General features: G+C 72.0%; 13 protein-coding genes and 1 riboswitch. Of the genes, 10 read left to right on the forward strand and 3 right to left on the reverse strand.

Going from position 1 to position 18,088, the window contains the following annotated elements; genetic code table 11:
• Window positions 1–309: 309 nt before the first annotated feature.
• The gene (locus tag J7E88_RS00455; RefSeq protein WP_215176039.1) at window positions 310–1,446 is read left to right on the forward strand and encodes a GTP-binding protein; all 1,137 of its coding nucleotides are present in this window, start codon (window positions 310–312) and stop codon (window positions 1,444–1,446) included.
• On the opposite strand, the gene J7E88_RS00460 is transcribed toward J7E88_RS00455, so the two are convergent.
• Window positions 1,443–3,893, reverse strand: a complete 2,451-nt coding sequence (locus tag J7E88_RS00460) for a DNA topoisomerase (ATP-hydrolyzing) subunit A (RefSeq protein WP_215176041.1) — start codon at window positions 3,891–3,893, stop codon at window positions 1,443–1,445. The genes J7E88_RS00455 and J7E88_RS00460 overlap by 4 nt on opposite strands.
• Window positions 3,894–4,118: 225 nt before the next feature.
• Between J7E88_RS00460 and J7E88_RS00465 the strand changes: the two genes are divergently transcribed.
• The 4 genes from J7E88_RS00465 to J7E88_RS00480 all read left to right on the forward strand — a co-directional run bounded on the left by J7E88_RS00465 (window position 4,119) and on the right by J7E88_RS00480 (window position 9,048).
• Window positions 4,119–5,486: a pitrilysin family protein gene (locus tag J7E88_RS00465; protein ID WP_215176043.1), complete on the forward strand. Its 1,368-nt coding sequence runs from the start codon at window positions 4,119–4,121 to the stop codon at window positions 5,484–5,486.
• A 17-nt stretch (window positions 5,487–5,503) separates the two neighbouring features.
• Window positions 5,504–6,871 carry a pitrilysin family protein gene (locus J7E88_RS00470; protein ID WP_215176198.1) on the forward strand — a complete coding sequence of 456 codons (1,368 nt, stop codon included), beginning with the start codon at window positions 5,504–5,506 and terminating at the stop codon, window positions 6,869–6,871.
• A gap of 231 nt (window positions 6,872–7,102) precedes the next feature.
• Window positions 7,103–7,295: riboswitch (cyclic di-AMP (ydaO/yuaA leader) on the forward strand.
• A 12-nt stretch (window positions 7,296–7,307) separates the two neighbouring features.
• On the forward strand, window positions 7,308–8,072 hold the full coding sequence (locus J7E88_RS00475; protein ID WP_215176044.1) for a M23 family metallopeptidase: 765 nt from the start codon (window positions 7,308–7,310) through the stop codon (window positions 8,070–8,072).
• Window positions 8,073–8,370: 298 nt separating this feature from the next.
• Window positions 8,371–9,048, forward strand: a complete 678-nt coding sequence (locus tag J7E88_RS00480; protein ID WP_215176045.1) for a GntR family transcriptional regulator — start codon at window positions 8,371–8,373, stop codon at window positions 9,046–9,048.
• Window positions 9,049–9,230: 182 nt separating this feature from the next.
• On the opposite strand, the gene J7E88_RS00485 is transcribed toward J7E88_RS00480, so the two are convergent.
• A complete protein-coding gene (locus J7E88_RS00485) occupies window positions 9,231–9,512 on the reverse strand; it encodes an HPr family phosphocarrier protein (RefSeq protein WP_215176046.1) in 282 nt (93 codons plus the stop codon).
• Window positions 9,513–9,676: 164 nt separating this feature from the next.
• Between J7E88_RS00485 and J7E88_RS00490 the strand changes: the two genes are divergently transcribed.
• The 4 genes from J7E88_RS00490 to J7E88_RS00505 are packed head-to-tail and all read left to right on the forward strand — an operon-like array spanning window position 9,677 to window position 15,953.
• A complete protein-coding gene (locus J7E88_RS00490; RefSeq protein WP_215176048.1) occupies window positions 9,677–13,429 on the forward strand; it encodes a GNAT family N-acetyltransferase in 3,753 nt (1,250 codons plus the stop codon).
• Between the two features lie 37 nt (window positions 13,430–13,466).
• A complete protein-coding gene (locus tag J7E88_RS00495; protein WP_215176050.1) occupies window positions 13,467–14,051 on the forward strand; it encodes a DUF5998 family protein in 585 nt (194 codons plus the stop codon).
• Complete coding sequence (locus J7E88_RS00500; protein WP_215176052.1) at window positions 14,051–15,253, forward strand: alkaline phosphatase family protein; 1,203 nt, start codon at window positions 14,051–14,053, stop codon at window positions 15,251–15,253. Before J7E88_RS00495 ends, J7E88_RS00500 begins: the two co-directional genes overlap by 1 nt.
• 49 nt (window positions 15,254–15,302) lie before the next feature.
• Window positions 15,303–15,953, forward strand: a complete 651-nt coding sequence (locus J7E88_RS00505; protein WP_215176054.1) for a thymidine kinase — start codon at window positions 15,303–15,305, stop codon at window positions 15,951–15,953.
• A gap of 294 nt (window positions 15,954–16,247) precedes the next feature.
• On the opposite strand, the gene J7E88_RS00510 is transcribed toward J7E88_RS00505, so the two are convergent.
• Window positions 16,248–17,036 (reverse strand): VOC family protein, encoded by a 789-nt coding sequence (locus J7E88_RS00510; protein ID WP_215176056.1) that lies wholly within the window; start codon window positions 17,034–17,036, stop codon window positions 16,248–16,250.
• A gap of 221 nt (window positions 17,037–17,257) precedes the next feature.
• Here J7E88_RS00510 and J7E88_RS00515 point away from each other — a divergent pair, with 221 nt between their 5' ends.
• Complete coding sequence (locus J7E88_RS00515) at window positions 17,258–18,088, forward strand: sulfurtransferase (RefSeq protein WP_215176058.1); 831 nt, start codon at window positions 17,258–17,260, stop codon at window positions 18,086–18,088.

Below are 18,088 nucleotides of genomic sequence, written 5' to 3' on the forward strand. Positions count from 1 at the left end.
CCTCGCTGCTGCCGATTTCCCTGTGTGCCCATGTCAACCCCCGAAACAGGCGACCGTCCACCGAACCGGGCGGAGTGCGCGGCGCCGGGCACCGCGAGCGGTCGTCGACTGCATGTCTGCGACTCCCAGAGTGCCGAGCGGCGCTGACCGGCGGGGAGGCGGAGATGACGGCGCACGGAGGGAACGCCGTGGCGTACGTCCATGGGCCGTGCCGAATGTGTGCCCGGTACGCGCTGCTAACAATCGTTCACTTCATGTCGCGCCCTTATCCTGGGCCGCCGGAGCAGTCGAACCGTCCGAGGTGCAGCAGTGAGCCCGACCAGGCCCCAGATCCCCGTCGTCGTCCTCGCGGGCTTCCTCGGATCCGGGAAGACCACGTTGCTCAACCATCTGCTGCGGCGCAACGGCGGCAACCGCATCGGTGTCGTCGTCAACGACTTCGGATCGATCGAGATCGACGCCATGACCGTTGCCGGACAGGTCGGTTCGACGATCTCCCTCGGCAACGGCTGTCTCTGCTGCGCCGTCGACGCGAGCGAGCTGGACGACTATCTGGACAAGCTCACCCGGCCCTCGGCACGGATCGACGTCATCGTGGTCGAGGCGTCGGGGCTGGCCGAGCCGCAGGAGCTCGTGCGGATGATTCTCGCCAGCGACAACCCCCGCATCGTCTACGGAGGGTTGGCCGAGGTCGTCGACGCCGCCGAGTTCGACGCGATCAGGGCCCGGCATCCCGAGATCGACCGGCATCTCGCGATCGCCGACCTCGTCGTCCTCAACAAGACCGACCGGGTGGGCGGGGCCGGCCTGGAGCGGCTGCGGGACACACTCGCCCAGCTCGCCGGCGGCACGCCCGTCGTCAGCGCGCAGTACGGCCGCATCGACCCGGAGCTGCTTCTCGACCCGGCCGTACGGCCCGAGCGGGACGAGAAGGTCCGCCAGCTGTCCTTCGAGGACCTCTACGCCGAGGCGTACGACCGTGAGCACAGCCATGAGCACGCGCACGAAAGCGGCCACGAGGGGCATCTGCACACCGCGTACGACAGCGTCTCCGTCGCCCTGGACGTGCCGGTGCACCCGCGCCGTCTGATGACGTTCCTGGACTCGAGGCCCGCCGGGCTGTACCGGATCAAGGGCTTCGTCGACTTCGGTGCGGCCGATCCGCGGAACCGGTACGCGGTGCACGCGGTCGGACGCTTCCTGCGCTTCTATCCGCAGCCCTGGCCTGCCGGTGCGGATCCCAGGACACAGCTCGTGCTCATCGGCTCCGGCATCGACGCCGAAGGGCTCCGCAAGGAGGTCGAGTCCTGCGCGCTGAGCGGCTCAGACGACCTCCCCGACGAGCGCAGCATGTGGGGCGTGCTGCGCTACGTGCCACGGGAGGCCGACGGCGACGAGGCGCCGGGGGAGCCGGACGGGACCGGCGCCCCCGACCACGACATCTAGCTCGCGGGCCCCGCCAGCACCGCGACCGGTGACGTCAGCGGCGTGCCCGAGCCGTCACGGCGCGGGTCGAGCTCAGGCAACTGCGCCGGTGCGCCGTTCTTCTGCGCCGCGCGCGCCGGGGCCGCGCCGGCCCAGGCCAGGACGAGCATGTCCTCACCCTTCAAGAAGCGCTGGCAGCGCACACCACCCGTCGCGCGCCCCTTGCGCGGGTACTGGTCGAACGGCGTGAGCTTCGCCGTCGTCGGACCGTCAACCAGAGTGCCCTGCGCGCCGGCCACCGTGAAGACCACCGCGTCCCCCGCCGGGTCGACCGCGGTGAACGAGATCACCTCGGCGCCTTCCGCAAGCTTGATACCGGTCATGCCGCCGGCCGCCCGGCCCTGCGGTCGCACCTGCGAGGCCGGGAAGCGCAGCAGCTGCGCGTCGGAGGTGATGAAGACCAGGTCCTCCTCGCCCGTATGCAGCTCCGTGCCGCCCACGATGCGGTCGCCCTCCTTGAGGGTGAAGACCTCCAACTCGTCCTTGTTGGACGGATAGTCGGGGACCACCCTCTTGACCACGCCCTGCGCGGTGCCGAGCGCGAGGCCGGGGGACGACTCGTCCAGCGAGGTGAGACAGACGACCTTCTCGTCCGCCTCCAGCGACAGGAACTCCGCGACCGGCGCGCCGCCCGCGAGGTTGGGGTCGGACGCCGTGTCGGGAAGCTGCGGCAGGTCGATCACCGACAGGCGCAGCAGCCGTCCCGCCGACGTCACCGCACCCACCTCGCCGCGCTGCGTCGTGAGCACCGCCGAAACGATCACGTCGTGCTTGGTGCGCCGGGTGCCGTGGTCCACCAGCGGCTCGCCGGTGGCGGTCCGCGCCAGCAGGCCCGTCGAGGACAGCAGTACACGGCACGGGTCGTCCGCGACCTGGAGGGACGCGGCGGGCGCCGGTGTGCCCGCGGACTCCAGCAGCACCGTGCGGCGCGGGGTGCCGAACTTCTTGGACACCGCGGCCAGTTCGGCGGAGACCAGCTTGCGCAGCTCGGCGTCCGACTCCAGGATCCGGGTGAGCTCCTCGATCTCGCCGGTGAGCCGGTCGCGCTCGCTCTCCAGCTCGATCCGGTCGAACTTGGTCAGGCGCCGCAGCGGAGTGTCGAGGATGTACTGCGTCTGGATCTCGCTCAGGGAGAAGTGCTGGATCAGGCGCTCCTTGGCCTGGGCGGAGTTCTCGCTGGAACGGATCAGGCGGATGACCTCGTCGATGTCGAGCAGGGCGACGAGAAGCCCCTCCACCAGGTGCAGCCGGTCGCGGCGCTTGGTCCGGCGGAACTCGCTGCGGCGGCGCACCACCTCGAACCGGTGGTCCAGATAGACCTCCAGCAGCTCCTTCAGCCCCAGGGTGAGCGGCTGACCGTCCACCAGGGCCACGTTGTTGATGCCGAAGGACTCCTCCATGGGCGTCAGCTTGTACAGCTGCTCCAGGACGGCCTCGGGGATGAACCCGTTCTTGATCTCGATGACCAAGCGCAGACCGTGCTGGCGGTCCGTGAGGTCCTTGACGTCGGCGATGCCCTGGAGCTTCTTCGCCGAGACCAGGTCCTTGATCTTGGAGATGACCTTCTCCGGACCGACCGCGAAGGGCAGTTCGGTGACGACCAGACCCTTGCGGCGGGCGGTGACCGTCTCGACGGACACAGTGGCACGGATCTTGAACGTGCCGCGACCGCTCTCGTACGCGTCCTTGATCCCGCCCAGGCCGACGATCCGGCCACCCGTGGGCAGGTCGGGACCGGGCACATGGCGCATCAGCGCCTCGAGGTCCGCGTGCGGGTATCGGATCAGGTGGCGGGCGGCGGCGATGACCTCGCCCAGATTGTGCGGGGGCATGTTGGTGGCCATGCCGACCGCGATGCCGGAGGCACCGTTGACCAGCAGGTTCGGGTAGGCGGCCGGGAGGGCTACCGGCTCCCGCTCCTGGCCGTCGTAGTTCGACTGGAAGTCGACCGTGTCCTCGTCGATCGACTCCGTCATCAAACTGGTGGCATCCGCCATGCGGCACTCGGTGTACCGCATGGCGGCGGGCGGGTCGTCATTGCCCAGCGAGCCGAAGTTCCCGTGGCCGTCGACGAGCGGCAGGCGCATCGAGAACGGCTGCGCCATGCGCACCAGGGCGTCGTAGATCGACGCGTCTCCGTGCGGGTGCAGCTTGCCCATGACCTCGCCGACGACGCGCGCGCACTTCACGTAGCCGCGGTCGGGGCGCAGGCCCATCTCGTTCATCTGGTAGACGATGCGGCGGTGCACCGGCTTCATGCCGTCGCGGGCGTCGGGCAGGGCGCGGGAGTAGATCACCGAGTACGCGTACTCGAGGAAGGAGCCCTGCATTTCGTCCACGACGTCGATGTCGAGGATCCTCTCCTCGAAATCGTCCGGCGGCGGGGTCTTCGTGCTGCGGCGGGCCATCGCGGCTGCTGCTCCTTCACGTACCAGGCTGGATCTGACGCCGACCATTGTGGACCTTCCCACCGACAACGCGGACCGCGACCCAGGTTCAACCCCGGCCGCGGCCCCGCCCACGAGCGGGGGAACAACGCGGACCGTCGGCCGGGAACTTCGCCAGGCGTCAGCGCGCTTGCATACAGTGGCAGGTCTGGCAGCAATTCCAGCATCGCGATCGAAGGGACGTACATGCCCATGGGTCACACGGCCACAGCTCAGGCCGGGTCCGGCGGCCTGACAGCGACCGAGCACCGCCTGGCCAACGGCCTGCGCGTCGTGCTCTCGGAGGACCACCTGACCCCGGTCGCCGCGGTCTGCCTCTGGTACGACGTCGGCTCCCGCCACGAGGTCAAGGGCCGTACAGGACTCGCCCACCTCTTCGAGCACCTCATGTTCCAGGGCTCGGCCCAGGTGAAGGGGAACGGCCACTTCGAGCTGGTGCAGGGGGCCGGCGGCTCGCTGAACGGGACCACCAGTTTCGAGCGCACCAACTACTTCGAGACCATGCCCACTCATCAGCTGGAGCTGGCGCTCTGGCTGGAGGCCGACCGCATGGGCTCGCTGCTCGCCGCGCTCGACGACGAGTCGATGGAGAACCAGCGCGACGTCGTCAAGAACGAGCGCCGCCAGCGCTACGACAATGTGCCGTACGGCACGGCGTTCGAGAAGCTGACCGCCCTGGCCTACCCCGAGGGTCACCCCTACCACCACACGCCGATCGGCTCGATGGCCGACCTCGACGCGGCGACCCTCGAGGACGCCCGCGCCTTCTTCCGCACGTACTACGCGCCGAACAACGCGGTCCTGTCGGTCGTCGGCGACATCGACACGCAGCAGACGCTCGCGTGGATCGAGAAGTACTTCGGCTCCATCCCCTCGCACGACGGCAAGCAGCCCCCGCGCGACGGCTCCCTGCCGGAAGTCATCGGCGAGCAGCTGCGCGAGGAGATCGTCGAGGAGGTGCCCGCCCGCGCCCTGATGGCCGCCTACCGCCTCCCGCACGACGGCACCCGCGAGTGCGACGCCGCAGACCTGGCGCTCACCGTCCTCGGCGGCGGCGAGTCCTCCCGCCTGCACAACCGCCTGGTCCGCCGCGACCAGACGGCCGTCGCCGCCGGGTTCGGGCTGCTGCGCCTGGCCGGTGCTCCCTCGCTCGGCTGGCTGGACGTCAAGACGTCCGGCGGTGTCGAGGTCCCGCAGATCGAGGCCGCGGTCGACGAGGAGCTCGCGCGGTTCGCCGCCGAGGGACCGACGCCCGAGGAGATGGAGCGCGCCCAGGCCCAGCTGGAGCGCGAATGGCTCGACCGGCTGGGCACCGTCGCCGGCCGCGCCGACGAACTGTGCCGTTACGCCGTCCTGTTCGGCGACCCGCAGCTGGCGCTGACCGCCGTGCAGCGCGTCCTCGGTGTCACCGCCGAGGAGGTGCGGGCGGTCGCCGAGGCACGGCTGCACCCCCGGAACCGGGCTGTACTGGTCTACGAGCCCATCTCCGCCGACGACAGCGACGAGGCCGCGGCGGCCGACGACAGCGACGAGCACAAGGGGGCGGACCAGTGAGCGACGCTGCCGTGACCATGGAGTTCCACCCGCAGCCCACCCCCGGCACCGCCCGGCCCTGGGCCTTCCCCGCCCCCCAGCGCGGCACGCTGGACAACGGACTGACGGTGCTGCGCTGCGACCGCCCGGGCCAGAAGGTCGTCGCCGTGGAGATCCTCCTCGGCGCCCCGCTGGAGGCCGAGCCCGAGGGGCTCGACGGCGTTGCCACGATCACGGCGCGCGCCCTGTCGGAGGGCACGGACAAGCACAGCGCCGAGGAGTTCGCCGCCGAGCTGGAGCGCTGCGGTGCCACGCTCGACTCGCTCGCGGACCACCCCGGTGTCCGCGTCTCCCTGGAGGTCCCCGCCTCCCGGCTGCCCAAGGGACTCGGCCTGCTCGCCGAGGCGCTGCGCGCCCCCGCCTTCGCGGCGGGCGAGGTCGACCGGCTGGTGCGCAACCGGCTCGACGAGATCCCGCACGAGATGGCCAATCCTGCCCGCCGTGCGGCCAAGCAGCTCTCCCAGGAGCTCTTCCCGTCGTCCCTCAGGGTGTCGCGCCCGCGCCAGGGGACCGAGGAGACGGTGGCCCGGATCGACTCCGCTGCCGTGCGGACCTTCTACGAGGCGCATGTACGGCCCGCCACGTCGACCGCCGTGATCGTCGGCGACCTCTCCGGGATCGACGTGGACGCCGTCCTCGCCGACACCCTCGGGGCCTGGACGGGTGACAAGGGCGACACCCGGCCCGTGCCTGCCGTCACTGCCGACGACACCGGCCGGGTGGTCATCGTCGACCGGCCGGGCGCCGTGCAGACGCAGCTGCTCATCGGCCGTATCGGTCCCGACCGCCACGACAGCGTCTGGCCGGCCCAGGTGCTCGGCACGTACTGCCTGGGCGGCACGCTGACCTCCCGGCTCGACCGCGTCCTGCGCGAGGAGAAGGGCTACACCTACGGCGTACGGGCCTTCGGCCAGGTGCTGCTCTCCGCTCCGGACGGCTCGGGAGCCTCGATGCTGGCCATCAGCGGCTCCGTGGACACCCCCAACACCGGCCCCGCGCTGGACGACCTGTGGAAGGTGCTGCGCACGCTGGCGGCGGAGGGGCTCACCGACGCCGAGCGCGACGTGGCCGTGCAGAACCTGGTCGGCGTGGCCCCGCTGAAGTACGAGACCGCGGCGTCGGTCGCGGCCACGCTCGCCGATCAGGTCGAGCAGCACCTCCCGGACGACTACCAGGCGCAGTTGTATGCCCGCCTGGCCGCGACGGGGACGGTGGAGGCGACGGCGGCGGCGGTCTCCGCGTTCCCTGTGGACCGTCTGGTCACCGTGCTGGTCGGCGACGCGGCCCAGATCGAGGAGCCCGTCAGGGCGCTCGATATCGGTGAAGTGACCGTCGTCACGGGCTGATCAAAGGCCACCTGTCGGGCGGACAGGTACAGAACGAGTGCTGTGCACTCAAGCGGAACCCCGGCTTTGAGTCCTTTGCCGGGGTTCCGGGCTTTGCCCGTTTTGATGGGGAGGCTGCCTGTCTGCCCTGTGGCATGCGCTACAAAACAGGCTGTCCGTTTGGTTATCGGCAGATGACCTGCCTAGCGTCGGTCCGGCTGTTCGCCTGGATCACGCCGCACCCGCGGCATCGGACAGTCATCGCCGAGTCCCCTTCAGGCGCGAGCCCGGGGAGCCGGGGACCCACCCTCTTTGCCCGCCATCGGGCACAAGAGGTCCATTCCCTGGGGTGAATCGGACGCCTTCGCCCGCGCGGAGGGGCCCGTAGGAGACCTTCCTGCTCCGAACCCGTCAGCTAACCCGGTAGGCGAGAAGGAAGGAAAGGACCAGCCTTTTCATGGCGTTCACCCGTGCCACCGGGAAGCACCGTGCCCCGAGCCGCCTCACGCGCAGGAGTGCGAGCTTCGCCGGAGTCGCGACTCTGGCCACCACCGGCGTCATCGGAAGCCTCGCCTCCCCAGCACTCGCCGCCGAAGCCGAGCCCTCGGTCGAGGACACCGGCCTGACCCAGATCGTCTCCATGGGGTCCATCGCCGACGAGATCGCCGACCAGGCCGCCGCCCAGAAGCAGGAGGCCGCCGCCAAGGCCCGGGCGAAGGCGAAGGCCGAGGCGAAGCGCAAGGCCGAGGCACGGGCCAAGGAGGCCCGCGAGGCCAAGGAGCGCGCCGCCCGCGAGGCCGAGCGCCGGCGCCTGAACTCCTTCCGGCTCCCCGTCGCGGGCTCGTACGTGACCACCGGCTACCAGGCCGGCGGGTCCCTTTGGTCCTCCGGCAGCCACTCCGGCGTCGACTTCCGTGCCGCGTCCGGCAGTTCGGTCGTGGCCGTCGGTGCCGGCACCGTCGTCGAGGCGGGCTGGGCCGGCGCGTACGGCAACAACATCGTGCTCCGCATGAACGACGGCACCTACACCCAGTACGGCCACCTGTCGTCGATCAACGTCTCGGTCGGCCAGCAGGTCATGCCCGGGCAGCAGATCGGCCTCTCCGGCTCGACCGGCAACTCGACCGGCCCGCACCTCCACTTCGAGGCCCGGACCACGGCGGAGTACGGCTCCGACATGAACCCGGTCGCGTATCTGCGCGCACGCGGCGTCAGCGTCTGAACCGACGGATCTTGGGAAGACCCCCGGCGTGCCGCCGGGGGTCTTCCGCGTCCGCGGCACCGCTCGCGTGTCCTGTGTCCCGTGTCCCGTGCCCGGGCCGGTCCCGCCGTCCCCTGCCCGATCTCGTGTCCGATCCCGTGTCCGGGGCGGGCAGCCGACCGATCGCATTCCGCCGTTTCCGGCCAAAAGATATCCATGGAATGCGGTCGGCCATCGGAAAATCCCGCGGACTGGAATAGAGTCACTGGACACGAGTCAGTCGGCTGCGTTTCGCGCGTATCAAGGCGGAGGTTCGGACATGCGCATTCCCGCGCACTCTGTATGCACGGCGATCCGCGACGACATCGTCTCCGGTGTATTCGAGCGCGGCAGCCGGCTCACCGAGGAGAACCTCGCACGCCGCTACGGGGTCTCCCGCGTCCCGGTGCGCGAGGCGCTGCGCACTCTGGAGTCCGAGGGCTTCGTCGTCACCCGGCGCCACGCCGGCGCCCATGTCGCCGAGCCCACCGAGCAGGAGGCGGCCGACCTACTGGAGATCCGCATGCTGCTGGAGCCGCTCGGCGCCGCGCGCGCCGCCCAGCGGCGGACCGAGGCGCATCTGAAGGTGCTGCGCGGCCTGGTGAGGCTGGGTCAGGAACGCGCCCGCCGCGGCCAGGGCGAGGACCTGCGGTCCCTGGGCGCCTGGTTCCACGAGACACTCGCGCAGGCTTGCGGCAGCCCCGGGCTGACCGCCCTGCTGACCCAGCTGCGGCACAAGATCGCCTGGATGTACGCCGTCGACCAGCCGGCCATGCCCGTCGAGTCCTGGGCCGAGCACGGCGCGATCGTGGACGCCGTGGCGCGCGGCGATGTGGAACGTGCGCGGTCGCTCACGGCCCTGCACGTGGAAAGGGCGTCGGCCGCACACCGGCTGCGGCGCCCGGAGCGGGTGAGGACTTCGCAACATCCCGTAAACATCGCGAGCGTCCGCAATTAACAATCGAGCCGTATACAAGAAGGGGCCTATTCGGTCCCGCTGATTTTCGGTTGCTCGAATTCATTTCCCGGTGGACGTACGGGAACGCAAAAGCCGCGGAGTTCCTTTTCCGGAACGCCGCGGCTCTGCCATGGTCGTCGGGTGAGCCGGCCGGACGGGACCGGATCACCGGAACGCGGGGTTCAGACGGTCTCGGGGAGTTCGTCCAGACCCTCGGCCACGAGCTTGGCCAGGCGGTCCAGCGCGGCGTCGGCGCCGTCCGCGTCGGAAGCGAGCACGACCTCCTCGCCGCCCTGTGCCCCGAGGCCGAGGACGGCCAGCATGGAGGCGGCGTTGACCGGGTTGCCGTCGGCCTTGGCGATCGTCACCGGAACGCCGGCTGCCGTCGCGGCACGAACGAAGATGGACGCGGGGCGGGCGTGCAGGCCCTCGGCCCAGCCGACATTGACGCGACGCTCAGCCATGGTGTTGCCCTTCAAGTCTCAACGAGTTGTCTAGACCAGTCTCTCATGCGTTCCGGTGTGCTTCCCATGGCGTCCGGATCGTGGTCACGGCCGCTGCGAAGCCCTCTCAGCCTGCCCGTCCACAACCACCCACGCGACCGGTGGCCGCGCCGTACGCTTGCCCCATGCAGACCTCGGAGCACGCTTACCCGGATCACTGGGAAGCAGACGTGGTGCTGCGCGACGGCGGCACCGCGCGCATCAGGCCCATCACCACCGAGGACGCCGACCGGCTCGTCAGCTTCTACGAACAGGTCTCCGACGAGTCGAAGTACTACCGCTTCTTCGCCCCCTACCCCCGGCTGTCCGACAAGGACGTGCATCGGTTCACCCACCACGACTACGTGGACCGGGTGGGGCTCGCGATGACGGTCGGCGGCGAGTTCATAGCGACCGTCCGCTACGACCGGATCAACGCGCAGGGCCGCCCCGCCAGTGCGCCCGCCGACGAGGCCGAGGTCGCCTTCCTCGTCCAGGACGCCCACCAGGGGCGCGGCGTCGCGTCCGCCCTGCTGGAGCACATCGCCGCCGTCGCGCGCGAACGTGGCATCCGGCGGTTCGCGGCGGAGGTCCTGCCCGCGAACAACAAGATGATCAAGGTGTTCCGGGATGCCGGATACACGCAGAAGCGCAGCTTCGAGGACGGCTCGGTCCATCTCACCCTCGACCTCGAACCGACGGAGGAGTCCCTCGCCGTGCAGCGCGGCCGCGAGCAGCGGGCCGAGGCCCGCTCCGTGCAGCGCCTTCTCGCGCCCGGCTCGATCGCGGTGATCGGTGCGGGCCGTCGGCCGGGCGGCGTCGGCCGCACCGCCCTGCGCAATGTTCTGGGCGCGGGCTTCACGGGCCGTGTGTACGCGGTGAACCGCGCCTTTCCCGAGGGGCGCACCGAGCTGGAGGGCGTGCCGGCCGTGCGCTCGGTCGGCGACATCGGCGAGCCCGTCGACCTGGCGATCGTCGCCGTGCCCGCCGAGCGGGTGACCGAGGTGCTCGCCGACTGCGGCGAGCACGGCGTCCAGGGCCTGGTGGTGCTGAGCGCCGGATACGCGGAGAGCGGCGCGGCAGGCCGCGAGCGCCAGCGCGAACTGGTGCGGCAGGCACGCTCGTACGGCATGCGGATCATCGGCCCGAACGCCTTCGGCATCATCAACACGGCGGACACCGTCCGGCTCAACGCCTCTCTCGCCCCCGAGTCCCCGGCGACCGGGCGGATCGGTCTGTTCACCCAGTCCGGGGCGATCGGCATCGCGCTGCTCTCGGGACTGCACCGGCGTGGCGCGGGGCTGTCCTCCTTCATCTCTTCCGGCAACCGCGCGGACGTGTCGGGCAACGACTTCCTCCAGTACTGGCACGAGGACCCGGGCACGGACGTCGTCCTGCTCTATCTCGAGTCCATCGGCAACCCCCGCAAGTTCACCCGGCTCGCCCGGCGCACGGCGCCCGTCAAGCCGGTCGTCGTCGTCAAGGGCGCGCGCCACAGCGGCAGCGCGCCGCCGGGGCACGCGGTGCCGGTGACGCGGATGCCGGACGCGACGGTCGGCGCGCTGATGCGTCAGGCGGGCGTGATCCGGGTGGACACCGTGACGGAGCTGATCGACGCGGGGCTGCTGCTCGCCGGGCAGCCGCTGCCGGCCGGGCCGAGGGTCGCGATCCTCGGCAACTCCGAGTCCCTCGGGCTTCTCGCGTACGACGCGTGCCTCGCGGAAGGGCTACGGCCGCTGCCGCCGCTCGACCTCACGACAGGGGCGACGCCGGCGGACTTCCGGACAGCGCTCGCCCGGGCGTTGGACGACGACGCGTGCGACGCGGTGGTCGTCACGGCGATCCCGTGGGTCGGCGAGAACGGCGTCACGGAATCGGGCGACGGCGAGGTGCTGGCCACGGCCCTCCGCGACGCGGCGGCGACGAGCGCGGCGAAGCCGGTGGCCGTGGTGCACGTCGAGATGGGTGCGCTGGCGGACGCGCTCTCGGCGGCATCGAGCACGTCCCCACGCGCCCGTGCGGGCACGACGCCCGGCCGCCCGTCCGAAGCGGCCGAGTCGTCCGAGGCCGCTGAGACCGCCGACGGCGGGCCGCAGTCGACGGACCGTCGGGTCGGGCGGGGCGAGCCGGAGGCGGCCGGCAGTCGGGGCGGGTCCGCGCCGACGAACGGGCGGGGCGGGCCTGAAGCGGTCGGCAGCGCTGCGGTCCCGGCGTCGGACGGGCGGCGGCAGGTTTCGACTCCGGTGGACGCGGACGTGTCGTCGCCGGGGGCGGGTGCCCCTTCGGGTGATGGCCGGGGCAGGGGCGTGACGGATCGGCATGGCGCTGCCGTGGATGCGGATGTGTCGTCGCCGGGTGCGGATGCCCCTTCGGGTGATGGCCGGGGCAGGGGCGTGACGGATCGGCATGGCGCTGCCGTGGATGCGGATGTGTCGTCGCCCGGGGCGGATGCCCCTTCGACAGAGGCTCGTGGCACGGGCGTGGCCGATCGGCATGGCGCTGCAGTGAACACGGGCGTGTCGTCCGAGAAGGCGGCGGAGCAGCACGGTGCTGCCATAGACGCGGACGCGTCGTCGCCGGGGCCGTATGCCCCTTCGGGCGAGGGCCGGGGCACGGGCGTGGCGGACCAGCACGGTGCTGCCGTGGACGCGGACGTGTCGTCCGGGAAGGCGGCGGACCAGCACGGTGCTGCCGTGGACGCGGACGTGTCGTCCGGGAAGGCGGCGGACCAGCATGGCGCTGCCGTGGACGCGGACGTGTCGTCCGGGGATGCCCGCCGCACGTCCCGGTCCGCGGTGGCCAGGTCGTGGTTCGGTCTGCGGGGACGTGTCTCGGGCAGGCCGGCCGGCTCACAGGGGCACGGCGCCTCCGAGGCCCCCGCCGACGAAGGGCGGCGATCGGCCCCCGCCGGCGCCGACGTGCCTGCCCGGCCCGGCGCCCGTCCGGCGCACGCCGACGCCGCGCCCTCCCGTGCCCCGCAGGCGCGCGCCGTTGCGGATGCCGACCGTCCTGCCGCAGGCGACGACACGCGGCGCATCCCCGCGTATCCCGCCGCGGAGCGGGCCGTCCGGGCGCTGGCCGAGGCCGTCAGGTATGCGCAGTGGCGGCGGCAGGCCGCCGAGCCCGGGAGGGTGCCCGAGTACGACGACATCGACGAGGCAGGGGCCGCCGCCCAGATCGAGCGGCTGCTCGGCGGGGACAGCGACAGCCGGGGCTTCACCCTCGGCCAGGTCGACGCCCACGAGCTGCTCGCCCGCTACGGCATCCGTGTACGGTCCGCCCTGCCCGCCTCGGACGCCGATTCCGCCGCCGAGGCCGCCCGGCGCCTCGGCTATCCCGTTGCTCTCAAGACAACCGCCCCGCACCTGCGCCACCGCGCCGACCTCGGCGGCGTACGTCTCGATCTGGCGGACGAGACGCAACTGCGCCAGGCGTACACGGAGTTGATCGGCTCACTCGGCAAGCCCGCCGAGCTGCAGCCCGTCGTGCAGGCGATGGTCCCGCGCGGAGTCGACACCGTCGTGCGCGCCGCCATCGACCCCGGCGCCGGCGCTGTGCTCTCCTTCGGGCTGGCGGGCCCGCCCTCCGAGCTGCTGGGCGACACCGCCCACCGCCTCGTCCCCGCCACCGACCGCGACGCGGCCGAGCTGGTCCGCAGCATCCGCACCGCCCCGCTCCTGTTCGGCTGGCGCGGCTCCGCGCCCGTCGACACCGCCGCGCTGGAAGAGCTCCTTCTCCGGGTCTCACGGCTGGTCGACGATCACCCCGAGGTGGTGTCGATCAGTCTCGAACCGGTCGTCGTCGCACCCCAGGGCCTCGCTGTTCTCGATGCCTCCGTCCGTCTCGCACCACCGCCCCCTCGCACCGACCTGGGCCCCCGCAGGCTCCCCAGCTACTGAGCGCTCGGGCCCCTCAGGGCCCCGTAGGATGGACCGCATGGCGAAGACCGGTACGACGACCCAGGGGCTGCGCGCGGCGATCGAGCGCAGCGGCTACTACCCGGCCCTCGTGGCCGAGGCGGTGGAGGCCGCCGTCGGCGGCGAGCCGATCTCGTCGTACCTCGTGCACCAGGAGACCACGTTCGACGCCAACGAGGTCCGCCGCCATGTCACGGTCCTCGTCCTGACCGAGAACCGCTTCATCGTCAGCCACACCGACGAGCAGGCCGCCGACACCAGCTCCCCGACGCCGTACGCCACGACGTCCACCGAGTCGGTCAAGCTCGACCGCATCTCGTCCGTCGTGGTCAGCCGCGTCGTCGCCAACCCCGAGTCGTACACCCCCGGCACCCTGCCCCGCGAGGTCGTCCTCACCATCGGCTGGGGCGCCGTCTCGCGTATCGACCTGGAGCCCGCGGCCTGCGGTGACCCGAACTGCGACGCCGACCACGGCTACACCGGCAACTCGACCGCCGACGACCTCAGCCTGAGGGTGAGTGAGGCGGGCGACGGTCCCGACACCGTGCGCCAGACGCTCGCCTTCGCCCAGGCACTCTCCGAGGCCACGGCGGCCACCCGCTGATGGTCCAGCCCGCGCAGAGCGCCGTCTGGCCGGACGAGCCCACTCCGCTCGCACTCGACACCGCACCCGTGCCCGAGTACGGCACCGGCTCCCTCGCGGATCTCCTGCCCACCCTGGCTGCCGGCCTGGGCGTCCCCGGGCTCATGAGGCGCATCCCGGAGCTGACACCCGCCGACCGCAACTGCGTGTTCCTGATCGACGGTCTCGGCTGGGAGCAGATCAAGGCGCACCCGGACGAGGCCCCGTACCTGACCTCCCTGCTCGGCACCTCGCGCGGGGGTACCGGCCGTCCGCTCACGGCCGGGTTCCCCGCCACCACCGCCACCTCGCTCGCCTCCGTCGGCACCGGCCTGCCACCCGGCGTGCACGGCCTGCCCGGCTACACCGCGCGCAATCCGGAGACCGGCGAGCTGATGAACCAGCTGCGCTGGAAGCCCTGGACCCCGCCACGCGTGTGGCAGCCCTACCCGACCGTCTTCCAGCTCGCAGACGAGGCGGGGGTGCATACGGCGCAGGTGTCGTCGCCGACGTTCGAGCAGACGCCGCTCACCAAGATCGCGCTCAGCGGCGGCACGTTTCACGGGCGGCTCTCCGGCGAGGAGCGCATGGACCTCGCCGCCGAGCAGCTCGCCGCCGGCGACCGCTCGCTGGTCTACACGTACTACAGCGATGTCGACGGCAAGGGCCATCGCTTCGGTGTGGACTCCGACGCCTGGCGTGGACAGTTGATGTACGTGGACCGGCTGGTGCAGCGCCTCGCCGAGCAACTGCCGCCCCGCGCCGCCCTGTACGTCACCGCCGACCACGGCATGATCGACATCCCCTTCGACGAGCAGTCCCGCATCGACTTCGACGAGGACTGGGAGCTGCGCGCCGGTGTCGCCCTGTTGGGCGGCGAAGGCCGGGCCCGCCATGTCTACGCCGTGCCGGGCGCCCAGTCCGATGTGCTCGCGGTCTGGCGGGAGGTGCTGGGCGAGCAGTTCTGGGTGGCCGGCCGGGACGAAGCGATCGCCGCCGGCTGGTTCGGCGACCGGGTCGACGAGCGGGTGTACGGGCGGATCGGCGACGTCGTCGCCGCGGCCCACGACGATGTGGTGATCATCGCGTCGGTCAACGAGCCGCACGAATCGGCCATGGTCGGCATGCACGGGTCCATGACCCCCGTCGAGCAGCTCGTCCCCCTCCTCGAACTACGCTCGTAACCCCCGCATCCCCACCGCCTCCCACGACCCGAAAGGTCCTCGACCTCCCATGCCCGAGCTGGTGTTCTTCTCCGGAACGATGGACTGCGGAAAGAGCACCCTCGCTCTTCAGATCGAGCACAACAGGTCGGCGCGCGGCCTGCAGGGCATGATCTTCACGCGGGACGACCGGGCGGGCGAGGGCAAGTTGTCCTCCCGGCTGGGCCTGGTGACCGACGCCGTCGAGGCAGCCGAGGGCTTCGATTTCTACGCGTACCTCGTCGACCGTCTCTCCAAGGGCGGCCGCTGCGACTATGTGATCGCGGACGAGGCGCAGTTCCTCGCGCCCGAGCAGGTCGACCAGCTGGCCCGTATCGTCGACGACCTGGAGCTGGACGTCTTCGCCTTCGGCATCACCACCGATTTCCGCTCCAAGCTCTTCCCCGGCTCGCAGCGGCTCGTCGAACTGGCCGACCGCGTCGAGGTGTTGCAGGTCGAGGCGCTGTGCTGGTGCGGTGCGCGCGCCACGCACAACGCCCGCACCGTCGGCGGCGAGATGGTCGTCGAGGGCGCCCAGGTCGTGGTCGGGGACGTCAACCAGTCACCGGACGAGATCGGTTACGAGGTGCTGTGCCGACGCCACCACCGGCGCCGGATGACGGCGGCGACAGCGCGCGCGGCCGCTCTGTCCCCTGACGTCCTGCCGGTCGGGACCGTCTGACGGGGCGGTTCCGTCGGCCTGACGGTACGGACTGCTTGACCGGGTATCCGGCTCGGACAGCACGGTCGGCCGGCCGCCCGGTCCCGCCGCGTCCGCCGCCTCAGCCCCCGGTTCGCCGGTACCTCAGCCCCGGCCCGCCGCCTCTGCCCCGGCACGCACGCCCCGCCGCGCCCGCCGCCTCAGCCCCCGGTTCGCCGGTACCTCGGCCCCGGCCCGCCGCCTCTGCCCCGGCTGCAGGCCCCGCCGCGTCCGCCGCCTCTGCCCCGGCACGCACGCGCCGCCGCGCCCGCAGTCTCAGCCCCGCTCCGTCCGCACGATCGTGAACACCGCGCCCTCCGGGTCCGCGACGGTCGCCTCGCGACATCCGGCCCCGGTCCCCGGGGGCCGGATCACCCGCCCGCCCAGCTCGACGACCCGCTGAGCCGCCGCGTCGGTGTCCTCGACCTCGAAGTACGTCATCCAGTGCGGGCCGCGGTCCCGGGGGAGCGCCTGGCCGACGCCGCGCACCGAGGCCACCGGCCGACCGCCGACGAGCAGCGTCAGACGGTCCTCCTCGGCCGGGCCGCCGTCGGCGGACGGGACGAGCGCCTGCGTCTCGTGGCCGAAGACCACCTGGTAGAACTTGCTCACGGCCGTGTCCCGGGCGACCAGCTCGTTCCACACCGGCGTGCCATGGGTGCCGTGGACGGCGGTGCCGGTGTGTGCCGCGGCCTGCCAGACGCCGAAGACCGCGCCCACCGGGTCGGAGGCGATGGCCATCCGGCCTTCTTCCCCGGCGACCAGCGGGCCCACGCCCACGGTGCCGCAGGCGCTCCGGATCGCCTCGGCCGTCGCGTCCGCGTCGTCCGTCGCCAGATACGGCGTCCAGGCGACCGGCAGATGACGGTCGGCGGGCAGGCGGCCGATCCCTGCCACCTCCTTGCCGTCGAGCAGCGCGCGGACGTACGGACCCAATTGCGGCGGGCCGGGCGCGAACTCCCATCCGAACAGCGACGCGTAGAACTCCTGCGTCACATCAAGGCCGTGCACCATCAGGCTCACCCAGCAGGGTGTGCCGGGCGCGCGCCGAGTCGCCTCGGTCATTGTCACTCTCTCCTCGGACCATCGTGGTGGCCGTGCGGGGACGGGCGCGCCGTTGTGCGGACAGGGTGTGCGCCCGAGCAGATGCTTTCACCACCGGACGCCCACTGCGCCCCGGCCGCGCCGGATGTGGCGGGTTCCCGCCGGAGCATGCCCGGTCTGCAGCCGGTCATCCGCCTCGAGGGCGTTACGGTGCGGCGATGCGGTGCGCGAGGATGGCCCGTATGACACCCATCATCTCCGCGGCCGATCTTGCGACCGAACTCGCCGGCCCGACCCCGCCGGTGCTGCTCGACGTCCGCTACCAGCTCGGCGGTCCGCACGGCCGGCCCGCGTACGAGGCCGGGCACATCCCCGGCGCCGTCTTCGTCGACCTCGATGCGGAACTGGCCGGGCCCCCCGGAGCTGGCGGCCGGCATCCTCTGCCCGACATCGACGCCTTCGGCGCGGCGATGCGCCGCGCAGGCGTCGGCGCCGGCATGCCGGTCGTGACGTACGACGGCGACAAGGGCTGGGGTGCGGCCCGTGCCTGGTGGCTGCTGCGCTGGGCGGGGCACGCCGACGTACGGGTGCTCGACGGCGGGCTCGCCGCCTGGACGGGGCCGCTGGAGACGAAGGAGCCCGAGCCCGTGGAGGGCGACTTCGTCCCCGCGCCCGGCGCGCTGCCCCTGCTGGACGCGGACGGCGCTGCGGCCATGGCCCGGGAGGGGCTGCTGCTGGATGCCAGGGCGGGGGAGCGGTACCGGGGCGAGGTGGAGCCCATCGACGCGGTCGCGGGCCATATCCCGGGTGCGGTCTCGGCTCCGACCTCGGAGAACGTGGACGAGACGGGACGCTTCCTGCCGCGCGAGCAGCTGGTCGCGCGCTTCGTCGGCCTGGGCGCCGGCGAGGACGCGAAGAGCGTCGGCGTCTACTGCGGGTCGGGCGTCTCGGCGGCGCAGCAGGCGGTCGCGCTGGAACTGGCGGGCTTCGTCCCGGCGTTGTACGCGGGCTCGTGGTCGCAGTGGTCGCGCGACCCGTCTCGCCCGGTTGCCACAGGTCCTGATCCGTCCTGA

The sequence above is a fragment of the Streptomyces sp. ISL-10 genome (genome assembly GCF_018614575.1).
Classification (GTDB): Bacteria; Actinomycetota; Actinomycetes; order Streptomycetales; family Streptomycetaceae; genus Streptomyces.